Here is a 15,908-nt window from a genome sequence, read left to right as displayed (position 1 = left end):
CGTGGCGACTACTACCTCCGACGATCTCAGGGCCCGGCGTAAGGCGGCGGCCGACAACTGCGAGCGCTGGCTGTCCCTTCGCCGGGTCAGCGTGCCGGACAGGCTGAAGCAGCTCGCAGAGGTCGCCACGGACGACAAGACCGACATCTATGGCAGCGGTGGTGACGTCGCCGCGCTGGAGCAGGAAGTGGCGGAGCTGCTGGGCAAGCCGGCGGCAGTGTTCCTGCCGACCGGCATCATGGCCCAGCAGAGCGTCCTGCGGGTGTACGCCGATCGCGCGGGAACCAGCCGGGTCGCCGTGCACGGACTCTCACACCTGCTGGTGCACGAGCTGAACGCCCTCGAGGAGGTGCACCACCTCCGGATCGAGCGACTCACGTCCCAGCCCCGGCAGCCCCGGCCGGACGAGCTGGCCGCGATTCCCGGCAAGCTGGCCGCGGTGACGCTGGAGCTGCCCCTGCGCGACGCCGGGTTCGTCCTGCCGTCCTGGGACGAGTTGGTGGTGTTCGCCGAGTCCTGTGCGGAGCGCGGCGTACCACTGCATCTGGATGGCGCTCGGCTGTGGGAGAGCACGCCGTACCTCGAGCACAGCCTGGCTGAGATCGCCGCACTCGCGTCGACGGTGTACGTCTCGTTCTACAAGGTGCTGGGTGGCGTCAGCGGCGCCGCGCTGGCCGGCCCCGAGGACGTGATCGCCGAGGTACGCCGGTGGCAGCGGCGACTGGGTGGCAACCTCTTCTCGCTGTTCCCGTACGCCGTGTCCGCGCGGGAGGGACTGCGGACGGTGCTCCCAGTGATGGGCGATCTGCATCAGCGGGCCGTGGAGCTCTCGATGGCCTTGCAGAGCGAGGGATTCCGGGTCTTCCCGGAGCCGCCGCACAGCAACTCGTTCCGGGTCTACGCGCCGCGCGCGGCCGAGGCGATCGAGCTGTCCGCGGTCGAGCGGATGGAGACGACCCGCGAGTCGATCTGCGGTCGCTGGCAGCCGGCCGACGTACCGGGCTGGTCGTGGGTCGAGCTGGTCGTGACGCCGGCCACGCTGGAATGGCAGGTCGACGAGATCGCCAAGGCGTTCGGGGAACTTCTGACGCGCTGAGCACGTCATGTTCAGTGAGTTGGGGCTGGGATTCGGGGAGAGATGTGCTGACATTCGTCGTCACCATGGTGGTTCTGCTGGTTCTGTCGGGGCTCGTGCTGCTGGCCGTCGCCCGGGGTGAGGGGAAACATTTCGGGTAGCCTCGCTGGATGAGGCGGCTGATCTTTCAGGAGTACGTCACGCTCGACGGGTACGCCGCCGGGCCGGACGGTGGGCTGGAGTTCTTCGACAAGATCGCCGGGCGGGCCGATGACGACAATCTGGCGTTGCTCGAGAGTGTCGACACCATGCTGCTCGGCGCCGAGACGTACCGGTTGTTCGTGACGTTCTGGCCGACCGAGGCGTCGGCCGACGAGGTGATCGCGCCGAAGCTGAACGCATTGCACCTGGTGGTCGTGTCGACGACGCTCGAGAGCGCTCCGTGGGGTCCCTATGAGCCGGGGCTGGTGGTCCGCGACATCGACGCGGTGCGCGCCCTGAAGGCCGAGCAGGACGGCAAGGACATCATCTTGTGGGGCAGCATCTCGCTGTTCCACTCCTTGCTGCAGGCCGGACTCGTCGACGAGGTGCAGCTGCGCATCTGCCCGGTGCTGCTCGGCGCGGGCAAGAGCGCGTTCCCGAGCGGCAACTCGCCGGTCGATCTCGAGCTGATCGAAGCCAGGCCGTGGGCCGAGGGCGGCGTCCTCGTCCGCTACCGGCCGGCCGACTGACCGCGTCGACGATTGCCTTCACCCACTGGCGGTCGGCTACCCCACCAAGGTGGGCCACCGAACCAGCAGTGGGGCTGATCCTGGGGCTGACGAGAGACGTCAGCTGACGGCGTTGACGATGGCCCGGACCAGCGGGGCCGCGACAGTGACTGTCGGCAGGATGAGGACAGCGGCCGCCACGGCGTACGTGGCGGCCGCGATCCACGTGTTGCCCAGCTCGGGTTCGGCCAGGCGCTGGACTCGCAGCAATGTCGCCGACTCGGCTGCCGCGAGACCGGCCTGAGGCGCCGGGGCACCGGCCAGTGCGACCAGCGCGTGGGCCAGTGGGCGTGGTCCGTTCCGTCGGCGGGCGTCGTCGTCGGCCAGGAGTTCCACCAGGGTGCGGGCCTGCTTCAGCGCCACCTCGCTGCGGACCCTGCGGGGGAAGGCCTGGTGCAGGGCGGTAAAGGCCTCCAGCACGAGGTCGTGGCGGGCGCGCAGGTGGGCTTGCTCGTGCGCGAGTACTGCCGCGAGCTCGCTGTCGTCGAGTCTGTCGAGCGCGCCGACCGACACGACGACGCGGGCGCCGCGGAACGCGGGCAGGCAGTAGGCGAGCGGGGTCTTCTCGGCCAGGACGCGCAGGCCGGGGATCAGGCCGTCGGGCGTGGCCAGTACGTCGACGAGGTCGCGGTGACGCTTGCGGCGTGCCCTTGTCGCGACCGCCACATGTCCAGCTGCCCAGACGAGCCGCACCAGAACCAGTGCGGTCATGGCGAGAATCAGTGCAGCCACAAGATCCCTCGGCGACGACGGGTCGAAGCGTGGTTCCCCCGGCTCGCCCGCGGCCGAGTAGGACATGGCGATGCCCGCACCCAGTGCGGCCAGCACTGCTGCAAGCGCTAGTGCCTGCCAGAGGATGACGGCGGCGCGCGGGACCTTGTAGGGCCAGTTCGATCGCGCCAGCAGAGCCGGCGCCGGGCCGGTCAGGATCAGCGCGAGGGCGGCGAGCAGGATCGGGGTGATCACCCGGCCTTCTCCTGACTGTCCAACCGGCTCAGTGCCTCCCGCAGCAGCGCGGCCTCTTCGTCGCTGACCTGGCCGACGAAGCGGACCAGAGCCTCGCGCCGGTCGCCGGCGCGGTCGAGGGCGTCGCGCATCAGGTCGGCGGCGAGCTCCTCGCGCGGTGCGGCGGCCCGGTACCGCCAGGCCTTGCCGTCGCGCTCCCGCTCGGTGAGCTTCTTCTTCGCCAGCCGGTCGAGCACCGTCATCACCGTGGTGTACGCGAGCTCCCGGGTGCCCGCCAGTTGTTCGTGCACCTCCCGCACGGTCAGCGCGGCCGGGGCAGCCCAGAGCTGCTCCATCACCAGCCGCTCCAGGTCGCCCAAGGGGCGCGGGGCCTTGTCATCGCTCGCCACGTGACCAGTATAACTACGCAATGTAGTAGATGGGCGCTAGCATCTACTACGTCATGTCGTAGATGGGGAGGCCGTGCCGTGGACACCTTGGATCTGGCCCGCTGGCAGTTCGCGATCACCACCGTGTACCACTTCTTCTTCGTCCCGGTGACGATCTCCCTGGTCGCGATCACGGCCGGGCTGCAGACCGCGTGGTACCGGACCGGCCAGGAGAAGTACCTGCGGCTGACCAAGTTCTACGGGAAGCTGTTCCTGATCAACATCGCGATGGGTGTGGTCACCGGCATCGTGCAGGAGTTCCAGTTCGGGATGAACTGGAGCGACTACTCGCGCTTCGTCGGGGACGTGTTCGGCGCCCCGCTGGCGCTGGAGGGGCTGCTGGCGTTCTTCCTCGAGTCGACGTTCATCGGGTTGTGGATCTTCGGCTGGGAGCGGTTGCCGAAGCTGGTGCATCTGGGGTGCATCTGGATGGTGGTGCTCGGCTCGCAGTTGTCGGCGTACTTCATCCTCGCGGCCAACTCCTGGATGCAGAACCCGGTCGGCTTCCGCTACAACGCCGCCCGTGGCCGCGCGGAACTGACGGACCTGGGCGCGGTGCTGACCAACAAGGTCGTCCTCGTCACCTACCCGCACACGATCTTCGCCGCCTTCATGGTCGGCGGCGCGTTCGTGGCCGGCGTCGCGCTGTGGCACCTGGTACGGCGGCCGAAGGTGGACCGGGACGTGTTCCGTACGGCGCTGAAGATCGGGGCCGTGATCGTGCTCGTCGCCGGCGCCGGGGTGGCGGTGAGCGGAGATCTCCAGGGCAAGGTGATGACCGAGGTGCAGCCGATGAAGATGGCCGCGGCCGAGGCGCTGTACGAGACCGAGAAGCCGGCCTCGTTCTCGATCCTCACCGTCGGCACGCTGGACGGGTCGAAGGAGATCTTCTCGGTCAAGCTGCCGTACCTGCTGTCGTTCCTGGCCACCGGCCACTTCAACGGCCAGGTGAAGGGGATCAACTCGCTGCAGGACGCCTACGAGCACCTGTACGGCCAGGGGTCGTACAAGCCGAACATCCCACTGACCTACTGGACCTTCCGGCTGATGATCGGGGTCGGGATGGCGTCCGCGGTGATCGCGCTGTGGTTGCTCTGGGCAACGCGCCGGGGCCGGGCGCCGGCCCGGTGGCTGGTCTGGCTGGCGATCCCGCTGCCGCTGCTGCCGCTGGCGGCGAACTGCTTCGGCTGGATCTTCACCGAGACCGGGCGGCAACCCTGGCTGGTGTTCGGATTGTTGCCGACGGCATCGGGTGTGTCACCGGGGACGACGAGTGCCGAGGTGATCGCGTCGCTGGTGGGCTTCACCGTCCTGTACGGCGCGCTCGCGGTGGTCGAGGTGAAGCTGATGTTCCGGACCATCCGCGGCGGCCTGGCCGGGACGGACGGAGCCGCGGGACCCGACTCCCCGGACGATTCGACGGACGAGGCCGAGAAGCCCCTGTCCTTCGCCTACTGAGCATCCGGACTGAGGAGCTTTCTGATGGAACTCACGACGGTTTGGTTCATCGCGATCGCGGCGTTGTGGACCGGGTACTTCGTGCTCGAGGGATTCGACTTCGGGGTCGGGATGCTGTTGCGGGTGCTCGGCCGGAACGAGCCCGAGCGGCGGGCGGTGATCACCACGATCGGGCCGGTCTGGGACGGCAACGAAGTGTGGCTGATCGTGGCCGGCGGGGCGACGTTCGCGGCGTTCCCGGAGTGGTACGCGACGTTGTTCAGCGGGTTCTACCTGCCGCTGTTCGCGATCCTGGTGACGCTGATCCTGCGCGGGGTCGCGCTGGAGTACCGCGGTAAGCGCGACGAGTTGTGGTGGCGCGGCCGGATGGACGTGCTGATCACGATCGGGTCGGTGGTCCCGGCGGTGTTGTGGGGAATCACCTTCGCCAACCTGGTCCGCGGCGTACCGCTGGACAACTCCTTCGAGTACGTCGGCAGTTTGGGGGATCTGCTGAGTCCGTTCGCCTTGCTCGGTGGGCTCACCTTCGCCGCGGTCTTCGTCGCACACGGCGCGATCTTCCTGGCTCTTCGCACCACGGACGACCTCCGGCGGCGCGCGAACGCGCTGGCCTCGCGGGCCGGCCTGATCGCGGCGGTGCTGGCGATCGCCTTCCTCTGGTGGGCGCAGGCGCTGCGTGGCGAGACGGCCTCGATCATCGTGGCGATCGTTGCCGTCGTAGCGTTCGCGGCCGGTCTGGTGGCGAACCTGCGGCGGCGCGAGGGCTGGGCCTTCCTGGGTACGGCGGTGGCCATCGGGCTGGCGGTGGTGTCGTTGTTCGCCGCGATGTTCCCGGCCGTGATGCCGTCAACACTTGATCCGCAATCAACATTGACAACAGTCAATGCCGCGTCAACGCCGTACACATTGAAGGTGTTGACGATCATTGCCGGGATCTTCCTGCCGTTGGTGATCCTGTATCAGAGCTGGACCTACTGGGTGTTCCGCAAGCGCATCACTGTCGATCCGGTACCCCTGTCGTCAGAGGCGCCGAGCTTGTGAAGCCCCTCGATCCGCGGTTGCTGCGGAGGGCCCGGGGTGCCCGGGTCTTCCTGGCCGCGTCGGTGCTGATCGGTATCGCGAGTGGGGTGCTGATCGTGGTGCAGGCCGTGTTGCTGGCGCACGGCATCGCCGGAGTGGTGCTACGGGGCAGTGCGGTTACCGGCGTGGCCTGGGGGCTGGCGTGTGTGGTCGTGGGGCGGGCGTTGCTGGTGTGGGCGCAGGAGGTGGTGGCTCAGCGGGCCGCGGCCGCGGTGAAGTCGACGCTGCGGCGGCAGGTCCTCGAGCACTCGTTGAAGCTCGGGCCGGTGTGGCTGAGCGGCGAACGCAGTAGTGCGCTGACAACCTTGCTCACCAAGGGACTCGACGACCTGGACCCGTACTTCGCCCGCTATCTGCCACAGCTCGTACTCGCGGCGACCGTACCGGCCGGCGTGATCGGGTGGATGGCGACCGGTGACCTGATCGCGGCCGGGACCGTACTCGTGACTCTCCCGTTGATCCCGATCTTCATGGCGTTGATCGGCTGGGCGACGCAGTCCCACAGCCGACGCCGCCAGCACGCACTCGCCGTACTGGCGCATCACTTCGCCGACGTGGTCGGTGGACTGCCCACACTGAAGCTGTTCGGTCGCGCCAAGGCGCAGCAGTCTGCCGTACGACGGGTGACCGACAAGCACCGGGTCGCGTCGATGGGGAGTCTGCGGCTGGCGTTCCTGTCGTCGCTGGCGCTGGAGTTGCTGGCCAGCATCTCGGTGGCGTTGGTCGCGGTCGGTGTCGGCCTCAGAGTCATCGACGGCAAGCTCGGGCTGGAGACGGCGCTGATGGTGCTGATCCTTGCGCCGGAGGCGTACCTCCCACTGCGTCAGGTCGGCATGCAGTTCCATGCCAGCGCCGATGGGGTGGCCGCGAGTGAAGAGGTGTTCCGCGTGCTCGAGACTCCGCTTCCCGAGCGCGGAGACCGCACAGACGTACCGGATCTGCGGCTGAGCCCGCTCTCTCTGTACGACGTGACCGTGCGGTACCCGGGTCGCGAGGAGCCGGCATTGGACGGCTTCGACCTGGAGCTCCAGCCGGGCGAGGTCGTAGCGCTCACTGGTCCGAGTGGTGCCGGGAAGTCGACTGTGCTGTCGGTGTTGCTGGGCTTCGTCGAGCCCGAGCGGGGTGTGGTCGTGGTTGGCGGCAGTGCGGCGGACGAGTTCGAGCCGACGGTGTGGAGGCGGCAGTTTGCCTGGGTGCCGCAGCGTCCGGGGTTGCGGTTGGGAACGGTCGCGGACAACGTGCGGCTCGGGTTGCCGGATGCGTCGGACGACCAGGTGCGGTTGGCGCTCATCGCGGCCGGGGCGAGTGAACTGGAGCTGGACAAGGCAGTGGGGGAACAGGGGCGGTTGCTGTCGGGTGGTCAGCAGCGTCGGGTTGCTCTTGCGCGTGCGCTGATCACAGACGCGCCTGTGCTGTTGCTGGACGAGCCGACTGCAGGACTGGACGCGGACGCGGAGGCCGCGGTCATCGCCGGGCTGCGTGCTGGCGGCCGGACAGTGCTGATGGTCGCCCACCGCCCCGCTCTGATCGCCGCCGCCGACCGAACAGTCACCGTCGGAGCCCGAGAGCTGGTGAATGCATGAAGGCAGCGGACACGTCGCACGAGGCACTGGATGTGCAGCGGCAGGCCGGCCCGGTGGGCGGGGCATGGCGGTTGGTACGGCCCGAGGGGCGCATGTGGAGGCGGCTTGGGCTCGCGCTGCTCTTGGGGGTTGCGGCTGCGGGGTCGGCTGTGGCCCTGCTGGCTACCTCGGCTTGGTTGATTACGGCTGCTTCGGCTCAGCCGCCGGTGTTGTTGTTGATGGTGCCGATCGTGGCGGTGCGGGCGTTCGGGGTTGGGCGTGGGGTGTTCCGGTACGCCGAGCGGCTGGTGGGTCACGACGCGGCGTACCGGGTGCTGGGGGAGACCCGAGCGAGGATCACCGGGCGGCTGGAGCGGTTGGCGCCGGGTGGGCTGACGTCGCGGCGTCAGGGTGATCTGCTGGCGCGGCTTGTGCTGGACGTGGATGCAGTGCTCGACCTGTGGTTGCGGGTCGTGCTGCCGGTGGCGGTCGCCGCGTTGACTGCGGCCGCGACCGTGGCCTTGCTTGCCATCCTGCTCCCCGCGGCCGGTGCCGCCGTCGCACTGGCCGTCCTCATCGCCTGCACGTTCGTGCCGTGGCTGACGGCCAAAACCGCAGAGCGCGCCGAGCACAAGATCGCCGGCGCACGAGGCGAGGTCGCCGCCGCGGCCACCGAGACTCTGCTGACCGCAGGTGACGTCGTCGCCTTCAACGCGATCGACAACGTGCTGGACGCCTTCAGTCAGAGCGACGCCAGACTGGCCGCAGCTGAGCGCCGTTCAGCGTGGAGCACGGGCCTGGGCAGCGCTCTACTCGTCCTCTGCGTAGGCGGTGCGAGCGTGGCGGCCCTGGTGCTTGGCAGTACGGCCCACATCACCGGCGCAGTGTTCGCCGTACTGGTGCTGACGCCACTCGCACTCGCCGACGTGCTCGGAGGGATCCCGGCGGCCGCACAGCTCGCCATCCGGGTACGAGCGTCATTGGGCCGAGTGCAGGAGCTCATGGACAGCCCGGAGCCGGTGACCGAACCAACGGCCCCGCAACCGCTCCCAGCCGGACGCGACCTCGAGGTCAGGCTCCTGCGAGTCGGGTACGACGACAACGACGTACTGGACGGGTTGAGCGTCGACATGCCGGCCGGGAGCCGAGTGGTGATCACCGGGCCGAGTGGTTCGGGCAAGAGCACGCTGGCGGCGGTGCTGTTGCGGTTCCTCGAGCCGCGAGGTGGTGAGGTGCTGCTGGACGGCGTGGACCTCGCAAGGCTCGAAGGCGATCAGGTGCGGTCCGTGGTGGGCCTGCTGACGCAGGAAAGCCATGTGTTCGATACGAGCATCCGGGAGAACCTGCTGCTCGCGAAGCCGGGTGCGAGCGACCTGCAGCTCTGGAAGGCGCTGTACCGGGCGCGGCTCGGGATGTTCGTCGAAAAGCTGCCCGACGGGCTCGACACGATGGTCGGCGAGCATGGCGCCAGGCTGTCGGGGGGCGAGCGGCAGCGGCTCGCCTTCGCCCGGCTGCTCCTGGCCGACCGCGACGTACTCGTGCTGGACGAGCCGACCGAACACCTGGACGAGGAGACCGGTCGCGCGCTCCTGGCGGACCTGTTCGCCGCGGCCGATCGCCGTACGGTCGTTCTCCTCACCCACCGGCCCGAGCTGGTGCCGGATCACGTACCGCGACAGCTGGTGTGCCTGACGTAACGAATGCGGGCGGCGGGCCGGGCGTCTGTCAAGATGGGGAACCGTGTTGACCCCACAGCTCGTCACTCTGCTCACCGACCAGGCCCTGATCGCCATCATCGTGGTGATCGCGGTCGTCGTGGTCGCCGGTACCACTGGACTCGTCGTCACCCGGCGGCGGAAGGCCGAGCTGCCGTCCGCCGCCCAGCCGGCGTCGCTCGATACCGCGGAGCCGAAGGTCGGCGAGGACGCCGAGGAACCGCGGGACACGCCGACCCGGACGCTGGAGGACGCCGAGCTGCCCGAGCGCGCGGCCCCCACGATCGAGAAGCCGGAGTCCGCACAGGGCCGCCTGGTCCGGCTGCGCGCCCGGCTGGCGCGGTCGCAGGGCTCGCTCGGCAAGGGCCTGCTCGCGCTGCTGTCGCGGGACAAGCTGGACGAAGAGACGTGGGATGACATCGAGACCACGCTGATCACCGCGGACGTCGGCGTGGCGCCCACGCAGGAGCTGGTCGAGAAGCTGCGGACCCGGATGCGGGTGGAAGGAGTGAGCGGCGACCAGGTCCGCGAGATCCTCCGCGAGGAGTTGATCGACCTGGTCAACCCGGCGCTGGACCGCTCGCTCAAGGTGAGCCGCAAAGACTCGCAGCCGGCCGTCGTCCTGGTGGTGGGCGTGAACGGGACCGGTAAGACGACCACGATCGGCAAGCTGGCGCGCGTACTGGTGGCCGAGGACAAGCACGTCGTACTGGGTGCGGCGGACACGTTCCGGGCCGCGGCCGCGGATCAGCTGCAGACCTGGGGTGAGCGGGTCGGTGTACGGACGGTCCGTGGGCCTGAGGGCGGCGACCCGGCCAGCATCGCGTTCGACTCGGTCAAGCAGGGCATCGAGGAGGAGGCGGACGTCGTACTGGTCGACACCGCCGGCCGCCTGCACACCAAGACCGGACTGATGGACGAGCTCGGCAAGGTGAAGCGGGTGATCGAGAAGTCCGCCGAGGTGGACGAGGTGCTGCTCGTGATCGACGCCACGACCGGCCAGAACGGACTGACCCAGGCGCGCGTGTTCGCCGAGGTCATCGACGTCACCGGCCTCGTTCTGACCAAACTGGACGGTACGGCGAAGGGCGGCATCGTGATCGCGGTGCAGCGCGAGCTCGGCGTACCGGTCAAGCTTGTCGGCCTCGGTGAGGGACCCGACGATCTGGCACCGTTCGACGCTGAGCAGTTCGTCGACGCATTGCTCGACTGAGGCATGTAGAGACGGCTGCGGCGGCTTCGTCCTCCGGGTGAATGGACTTCGAGGAGGAGATGACATGACCAGGTTCCTGTTGTTGATGAACTACGACCCCGGCAACGTCGACACGCCGATGCTCGAGTGGGACGAGGCGGACATCAAGGCGCACATGCAGTTCCTCAGCGACCACCTGGAGCGGTTGCGGCACAGTGGCGAACTGGTGCAGGCCCAGGCGCTGACCTGGCCGCAACACGCCAAGGTCGTCCGCGCGGCCAGCGTCAGCGCGCCAGTGCTGACCGACGGTCCGTACGCCGAATCCAAGGAGGTCCTGGCCGGCTACACGATGGTCGATGTGGAGTCGGAGGAGCGCGCGCTGGAGATCGCGGCCGAGCAGTCGGCCGCGCCCGGTCCGGGCGGGATCCCGATCGAGCAGCCGATCGAGGTCCGCCGGGTGATGGAGACGGATGCCGACGTCTTCGAATGAGCATCGCCTCGAGGACCTGCTGCGTGAACTGACGCCGCAGGTCCTCGGTGCGGTCGTCCGGTGGTCCGGCGACTTCGCCGCGGCCGAGGACGCCGTCCAGGAGGCGCTGCTGGCGGCGGCGCTGACGTGGCCCGAGGAGGGTACGCCGGACAACCCGAAGGCATGGCTGATCCAGACCGCGTCCCGGCGGCTGATCGACGAGGTCCGGCAAGTGCAGGCGCGGCGGCGCCGGGAAGAGCGGGCCGCGCTGCGGGACCTCCCGCCGGAGGGCGTCGAGGAGCGGGACGACACGCTCCAGTTGCTGTTCCTGTGCAGCCATCCGGCTCTGACCCCGGCGTCGGCGATCGCGCTGACGTTGCGCGCCGTCGGCGGGCTCACGACGGCAGAGATCGCCACCGCCTATCTGGTGCCTGAGGCAACGATGGCGCAGCGGATCAGCCGGGCCAAGCAGAAGATCAAGGGGGCGGCCTTCGAGCTCGACGCGAGCGAGGAACGGCTGCGCAACATGCTGCACGTGCTCTATCTGATGTTCAACGAGGGCTACACGACCAGCAGCGGTCCAGAGCTGCAGCGCAGCGACCTTTCCGGCGAGGCGATCCGGCTGACCCGCACAGTGCACGCACTGCTGCCGGACAACGGTCAGGTCACCGGTCTGCTCGCGCTGATGCTCCTGAACGACGCCCGCCGCCCCGCACGCACCGGCAGCGCCGGAGAGCTCATTCCGCTCGCGGAGCAGGACCGCACGCTCTGGAACCAGGACTACATCACAGAAGGCGTGGCACTCGCGGTCGAAGCGTTCAGCACGCCGCCCCTCGGCGAGTACCAGCTCCAGGCCGCGATCGCCGCACTGCACGACGAGGTGGACCGCGCGGAGGACACCGATTGGCCGCAGATCCTCGCGCTGTACGGACTGCTGGAGGACTTGTCCAGCAATCCCGTGGTGAAGCTCAACCGTGCCATCGCGGCGGCCATGGTGGACGGCCCCGACACCGGACTGAAGCTACTCGAACCGCTCGACGAGGAACTGGCCGGCCACTACCGGCTGGACGCCACCCGTGCGCACCTCTACGAGCTGCGCGGCGACCACGCGACCGCCGCGGAGTACTTCCGCGCTGCCGCCCGCGGTACGACGAGCCTGCCGGAGCGCGACTACCTCACGAGGAAGGCAGCCGCGCTCCCGCGGATCAAATAGGCCGCCGATGGCCCGCCGCGGACCGGGTGTCCAGCACGGCGTTGTCGGCCGCGGCGGACAGGTCCGTCCACCACAGGACCTCCTCCTGAGGCGTCGCTTCGTCGGTACTCGCGTCGGCCCGCACCTGCGGCAACTTGCCTAGCCGATCGACCTGCTCCGCCAATGCATCGAGGACGGACCGGAGTTGCACATGGGCCACCCGGGTGAAGGTCTGGACATACTCGAGGTCGGCCACCGGGGCATCACCCGGTGGCATGTGCTTGACCGCCGATTCGACCGACTCCTTGGCTTGGGCCAGCGCGTCCCGCTGCTGGGTGCGAGCAGACTCCACCAGGTCCTTGGCGTACTGCTCGGCCTCGGCCACCAGGTTGTCCGAGATCTGTTGTGCCTGGCTGAGCAGTCCGACCGCGTGCGCGGTGATGTGAGCCCGCTGATCCGCGTCCGGCGTGCTGGCGCGCAGGCGCTCGACTTCGGCACGCAGTTCGGCCCGGTCCGCATCGGCGTACTCTATCTGGTCGGCCAGCTCGCCCAGGTACGCCATTACTTCGCTCTGGTCCAGGCCCTTCCGGCGAGTGCCGAAGGTCTGGTTCCGGATGGCGTACGGCGACTGGGCCGGTCTCCGGGCGAACGGGTCTTGGCGCGTCACTGCTGACTCCCTGCCGAGGTCGTGATCCCCAAAGATTCGGTGTGGATATCGGTCTCCGGCACACCCGCTTCGGTGAGCTCGGCGACGGTGTGCCGGACCATGGCGGGCGAGCCGCACACCAGGGTGGTGCGGTTCGGCCACGGCCCCTGGGCGGCCGCGATCGCGCCGACCTGCCCCCGCTGTCCGGGGTACGACGTGTCGTCGGACACGACGGGGGTGTAGTTGAACCACGGCCGCTGGGTGAGACTGGTCAGCTGCTTGTGCTCGTAGAGGTTCCATGGCATCCGGGCCCCGTGGAACAGATGCACCCGCGGGACCTGGCTCGGTGGCGTACGCCGGTCCAGTTGCTCGAGCATGGCCCGGAACGGAGCCAGTCCGGTGCCGCCGGCGATCATCACGAGGTCCCGGCCGTTGTCCTCCGGCAGCTTCAGCGTGTCGCCGACCGGAGCGCCGATCCGGACCGCGTCACCGCGCCGCAGCGACCGGACCGCCGGGCCGCTGACCTGGCCGCCGGGGACCAGGCCGATGTGCAGTTCGAAGGACCCGTCACTGCGCGGTGCGTTGGCCGGGCTGTAGTAGCGCCAGCGCCGTGGCCGGTAGGGAATCTCCATCGCCACCGACTGACCGGGCCGATAGTCGAGCGGCTGCTCCGGGTGGATCTGCACGATGGTCACGTCCATCGTGCGTCGATCCACCCCGAGGACCTCGCCGGGCCACCAGGCCGGGGAGTTCTCCGCCGAGTCCTCGGCGGCCTGGACCATCACGGTCGCGACCAGGCCGTACGCCTCCGCCCAGTCAGCGGCCAGCTCGGACGTCCAGGCCGCGCCCAGGAAGTGCTGCAGCGTCGCGAGCAGCGACGCGCCGACAGCGGAGTAGTGGTCGGCCACGACGGAGAACCGCCGATGATCGCGGCCGAGTTGTTGCAGGAACGGCACCACCTCGTCGAGTTGGGTTGCGTTGCTGACCACGGCGCCGAGGGCGCCGACCAGCTTGTCGCGCTGGGCGGCCATCGAGACCGGGAACATCTCCCGGACCTCGGGATGGGACAAGAACAGGTGAGAGTAGAAGAACAGCGGCACCTCGTCGCCCGCCTTGGCGACCAATGCCCAGCTGCTCTTCAGAGCGGCCGGGTCCATCCCCGGGTCAGTTCGCGCTGACGATGTCGTCCTGGGTGGCCCCCAGCGCTGTCACCACCCGGCCGGTGATGTCCTCGGGTACGTCGTGCGCCTCCAAGGCCGCCACCAGATGCACGACCACCTTGCCGAAGTCGTCAGTGGTGATGCCGCGGCCCTTGTGCGCGTCGGCCAGCGCCGGGCCGTCGTACGAGACCGGGCCGCCCATCACCTGGGAGACCAGTTGCACCTGGTGCCGCTTCAGCCGGGCCAGATCGCTGTCCGCGAAGTAGCCGGACAACTGCGGATCGGCGAGGACGTTGCGGTAGAAGAGATCTACCACCGAGGCGATCGCCGGACCACCGCCGACCGCCTGGTAATCGCTGTTCCCCGTCGTGCTGGCCTGTGTCTGCTCGACCACGGCGCAACCATCTCCAAACCATTCGATATGGGTCCCCGAGCGTAACGATCCGAGCACCAACTGGCGCCGAGGTCAAGTTGAGGCTACGGAACTGCCACGATCCGTCCGATCTTCGTGACAGCCGGTTTGGCCGCTCCGATCCGGGGTATTCGATACCCGTCAGTCCGCCTCGGAAAGGTTGCCTAAGGCAATGATCAGAGGTGCTGGGCGAAGGCGGCGGTGATCTCGTCCGGGTCCTCATGTATTGCCAGGAGCAGCCGAAGGAGCACGCGCGCCTTGTACGGGTCGAGGAAGCCGGCGTCGATCAGGCCGCGCTGCAACAGGTCGGACTCCGATCCCACGGACCGGTAGGTGTTGCGTAGTACCGAGCCGGCTCCGGTCCGCGAGGTCAGGACGACCGGCATGGCCGCAGCCAGCTCGCCGAGCACTGGCGCGAGCGCGGCCGGCACGTGCCCTACGCCGAAGGCGGCGACGACCAGACCCTGGTGCGTATCGCGCAATCCCTGCAGCAGCAGCCCGTCGTCGTCCATCGTGACGGTGTAGAGCGCCACCCGGGTCGCATCGAGCGTGGCCGGCTCAGCACTGCCGTGTACGCCGTCGAGGCGCAATGGGCGCGTGAGGACGCGGACGCGGTTCTCGACCACGTGACCGATCGGACCGGTGTTGGGGGAGACGAACGTCGCCGTACTCGTGCTGTGTGTCTTGCGCACCCATCGGGCCGCGTGGATCTCGTCCTTGAACACGACCAGTGCGCCGAGGTCGCGGGCCGCGGGAGAGCAGGCGACGCGGAGGGCAGCCAGCAGGTTCGCGGGGCCGTCAGGGCCGGCCAGCGTCGGATTGCGCATCGCACCCGTGAGCACGAACGGCTGCGGGTGCGGCCAGATCTGGTCGACCAGGAATGCGGTCTCTTCCAGAGTGTCTGTGCCCTGAGTGACCACGACACCGGTGGCGCCGGCGGCCACGGCCTTCGATGCCGCGTCGACGACCTCGAGCATCTTCGCAGCGGTCAGGTTGGCACTCGGCACTGCCTCGATGTCCTGGATCTCTACCGGCCGGCCCAGCTCGGAAAGGCCGGGGACGGCGGCGGCCAGAGCCTCGCCGGTCAGCCGGTGGCCGCCGGCCATGGCGATGGTGCCGCCCAAGGTGAACAATGCGATGCTCACTACCAGTTCCTCCTCAGTCACACGGACCCGCCCGCCAGACGGCCGCAGCCTACTGGCTACCGGGTGCGGGCCCGGACGTGCATGCGCTCCCCTTGCGGGCCGTACAGGCACAGCGCCTCGGTCGGCCCCGGACCAGGGTTGCCGAACCAGTGCGGCACGCGTGTGTCGAACTCCGCCACCTCGCCCTCCTTCAGCACGAAGTCCTGGTCGCCGAGCACCAGCCGGAGCTGTCCGGACAGCACATAGATCCAGTCGTACCCCTCGTGCATATTCTGCTGCACGTCGCCGCCGGGGTAGCCCTCCGGCAGGATCTGCTTGAACGCCTGCAGCCCGCCCGGGCGCCTGGTCAGGGGGATGTGCACGGTGCCGTTGTGCCTGATCGGCTTGGCATGGATCCGCGGGTCACCGGTCGGCGGTGCGTCCACCAGTTCGTCCAGCTGCACCTGGTGGGCCCGTGCCAGTGGCAGCAGCAGTTCGAGTGTCGGCCGCCGTTGCCCGGACTCCAGCCGGGACAGCGTGCTCACCGAGATCCCGGTGGACTCGGACAGCTGGGCCAGCGTGGTGCCGCGCTCGACCCGCAGCGCGCGCAACCGCGGCCCGACCGCTTCGAGAACGTCGTCGAGGGTGTCCATGTTGCC

At 68.9% G+C, this 15,908-nt stretch carries 16 protein-coding genes; 9 read left to right on the top strand and 7 right to left on the bottom strand.

Features of this window, described 5'->3' with window-relative positions; all coding sequences use genetic code 11:
* Position 1 precedes the first annotated feature (1 nt).
* Together OG555_RS41915 and OG555_RS41910 are read left to right on the top strand one after the other, a co-directional pair.
* The gene (locus tag OG555_RS41915) at positions 2 to 1,096 is read left to right on the top strand and encodes a threonine aldolase family protein (RefSeq protein WP_329479625.1); all 1,095 of its coding nucleotides are present in this window, start codon (positions 2 to 4) and stop codon (positions 1,094 to 1,096) included.
* A gap of 149 nt (positions 1,097 to 1,245) precedes the next feature.
* Entirely contained in the window at positions 1,246 to 1,806 is a 561-nt protein-coding gene (locus OG555_RS41910; RefSeq protein WP_329479623.1) for a dihydrofolate reductase family protein, read from the top strand.
* 99 nt (positions 1,807 to 1,905) lie between these two features.
* On the opposite strand, the gene OG555_RS41905 is transcribed toward OG555_RS41910, so the two are convergent.
* Complete coding sequence (locus OG555_RS41905; RefSeq protein ID WP_329479621.1) at positions 1,906 to 2,811, bottom strand: M56 family metallopeptidase; 906 nt, start codon at positions 2,809 to 2,811, stop codon at positions 1,906 to 1,908.
* A complete protein-coding gene (locus tag OG555_RS41900) occupies positions 2,808 to 3,200 on the bottom strand; it encodes a BlaI/MecI/CopY family transcriptional regulator (protein WP_329479619.1) in 393 nt (130 codons plus the stop codon). The genes OG555_RS41905 and OG555_RS41900 overlap by 4 nt, the downstream gene beginning before the upstream one ends.
* 78 nt (positions 3,201 to 3,278) lie before the next feature.
* Here OG555_RS41900 and OG555_RS41895 point away from each other — a divergent pair, with 78 nt between their 5' ends.
* The 7 genes from OG555_RS41895 to OG555_RS41865 all read left to right on the top strand — a co-directional run bounded on the left by OG555_RS41895 (position 3,279) and on the right by OG555_RS41865 (position 11,928).
* Positions 3,279 to 4,697 (top strand): cytochrome ubiquinol oxidase subunit I, encoded by a 1,419-nt coding sequence (locus OG555_RS41895; RefSeq protein WP_329479617.1) that lies wholly within the window; start codon positions 3,279 to 3,281, stop codon positions 4,695 to 4,697.
* Between the two features lie 24 nt (positions 4,698 to 4,721).
* Complete coding sequence (gene cydB / locus OG555_RS41890) at positions 4,722 to 5,738, top strand: cytochrome d ubiquinol oxidase subunit II (protein WP_329479615.1); 1,017 nt, start codon at positions 4,722 to 4,724, stop codon at positions 5,736 to 5,738.
* Positions 5,735 to 7,360 carry a thiol reductant ABC exporter subunit CydD gene (gene cydD, locus OG555_RS41885; protein WP_329479613.1) on the top strand — a complete coding sequence of 542 codons (1,626 nt, stop codon included), beginning with the start codon at positions 5,735 to 5,737 and terminating at the stop codon, positions 7,358 to 7,360. The genes cydB and cydD overlap by 4 nt, the downstream gene beginning before the upstream one ends.
* Positions 7,357 to 9,036 (top strand): thiol reductant ABC exporter subunit CydC, encoded by a 1,680-nt coding sequence (gene cydC / locus OG555_RS41880; RefSeq protein WP_329479611.1) that lies wholly within the window; start codon positions 7,357 to 7,359, stop codon positions 9,034 to 9,036. Before cydD ends, cydC begins: the two co-directional genes overlap by 4 nt.
* A gap of 43 nt (positions 9,037 to 9,079) precedes the next feature.
* Complete coding sequence (gene ftsY, locus OG555_RS41875; protein WP_329479609.1) at positions 9,080 to 10,267, top strand: signal recognition particle-docking protein FtsY; 1,188 nt, start codon at positions 9,080 to 9,082, stop codon at positions 10,265 to 10,267.
* 64 nt (positions 10,268 to 10,331) lie between these two features.
* Positions 10,332 to 10,736: a YciI family protein gene (locus tag OG555_RS41870; protein ID WP_329479607.1), complete on the top strand. Its 405-nt coding sequence runs from the start codon at positions 10,332 to 10,334 to the stop codon at positions 10,734 to 10,736.
* Positions 10,717 to 11,928 carry an RNA polymerase sigma factor gene (locus tag OG555_RS41865; protein ID WP_329479605.1) on the top strand — a complete coding sequence of 404 codons (1,212 nt, stop codon included), beginning with the start codon at positions 10,717 to 10,719 and terminating at the stop codon, positions 11,926 to 11,928. The genes OG555_RS41870 and OG555_RS41865 overlap by 20 nt, the downstream gene beginning before the upstream one ends.
* Here the strand turns inward: OG555_RS41865 and OG555_RS41860 are convergent.
* The 5 genes from OG555_RS41860 to OG555_RS41840 all read right to left on the bottom strand — a co-directional run bounded on the left by OG555_RS41860 (position 11,921) and on the right by OG555_RS41840 (position 15,902).
* The gene (locus OG555_RS41860) at positions 11,921 to 12,574 is read right to left on the bottom strand and encodes a DivIVA domain-containing protein (RefSeq protein WP_328519430.1); all 654 of its coding nucleotides are present in this window, start codon (positions 12,572 to 12,574) and stop codon (positions 11,921 to 11,923) included. The two genes, OG555_RS41865 and OG555_RS41860, sit on opposite strands and share 8 nt — an antisense overlap.
* Positions 12,571 to 13,710, bottom strand: coding sequence for a globin domain-containing protein (locus OG555_RS41855; RefSeq protein ID WP_329479603.1), 1,140 nt, complete (start codon positions 13,708 to 13,710; stop codon positions 12,571 to 12,573). The genes OG555_RS41860 and OG555_RS41855 overlap by 4 nt, the downstream gene beginning before the upstream one ends.
* A 7-nt stretch (positions 13,711 to 13,717) precedes the next feature.
* Positions 13,718 to 14,107: a group I truncated hemoglobin gene (locus OG555_RS41850; protein ID WP_329479601.1), complete on the bottom strand. Its 390-nt coding sequence runs from the start codon at positions 14,105 to 14,107 to the stop codon at positions 13,718 to 13,720.
* Positions 14,108 to 14,301: 194 nt separating this feature from the next.
* Positions 14,302 to 15,270 carry an asparaginase gene (locus OG555_RS41845; protein ID WP_329479599.1) on the bottom strand — a complete coding sequence of 323 codons (969 nt, stop codon included), beginning with the start codon at positions 15,268 to 15,270 and terminating at the stop codon, positions 14,302 to 14,304.
* 56 nt (positions 15,271 to 15,326) lie between these two features.
* Positions 15,327 to 15,902: a helix-turn-helix domain-containing protein gene (locus tag OG555_RS41840; RefSeq protein WP_329479597.1), complete on the bottom strand. Its 576-nt coding sequence runs from the start codon at positions 15,900 to 15,902 to the stop codon at positions 15,327 to 15,329.
* Positions 15,903 to 15,908: the final 6 nt, after the last annotated feature.

This window comes from Kribbella sp. NBC_01484, assembly GCF_036227145.1.
Lineage (GTDB): Bacteria > Actinomycetota > Actinomycetes > Propionibacteriales > Kribbellaceae > Kribbella.
This window is presented reverse-complemented; position numbering and strand designations above follow the sequence as displayed.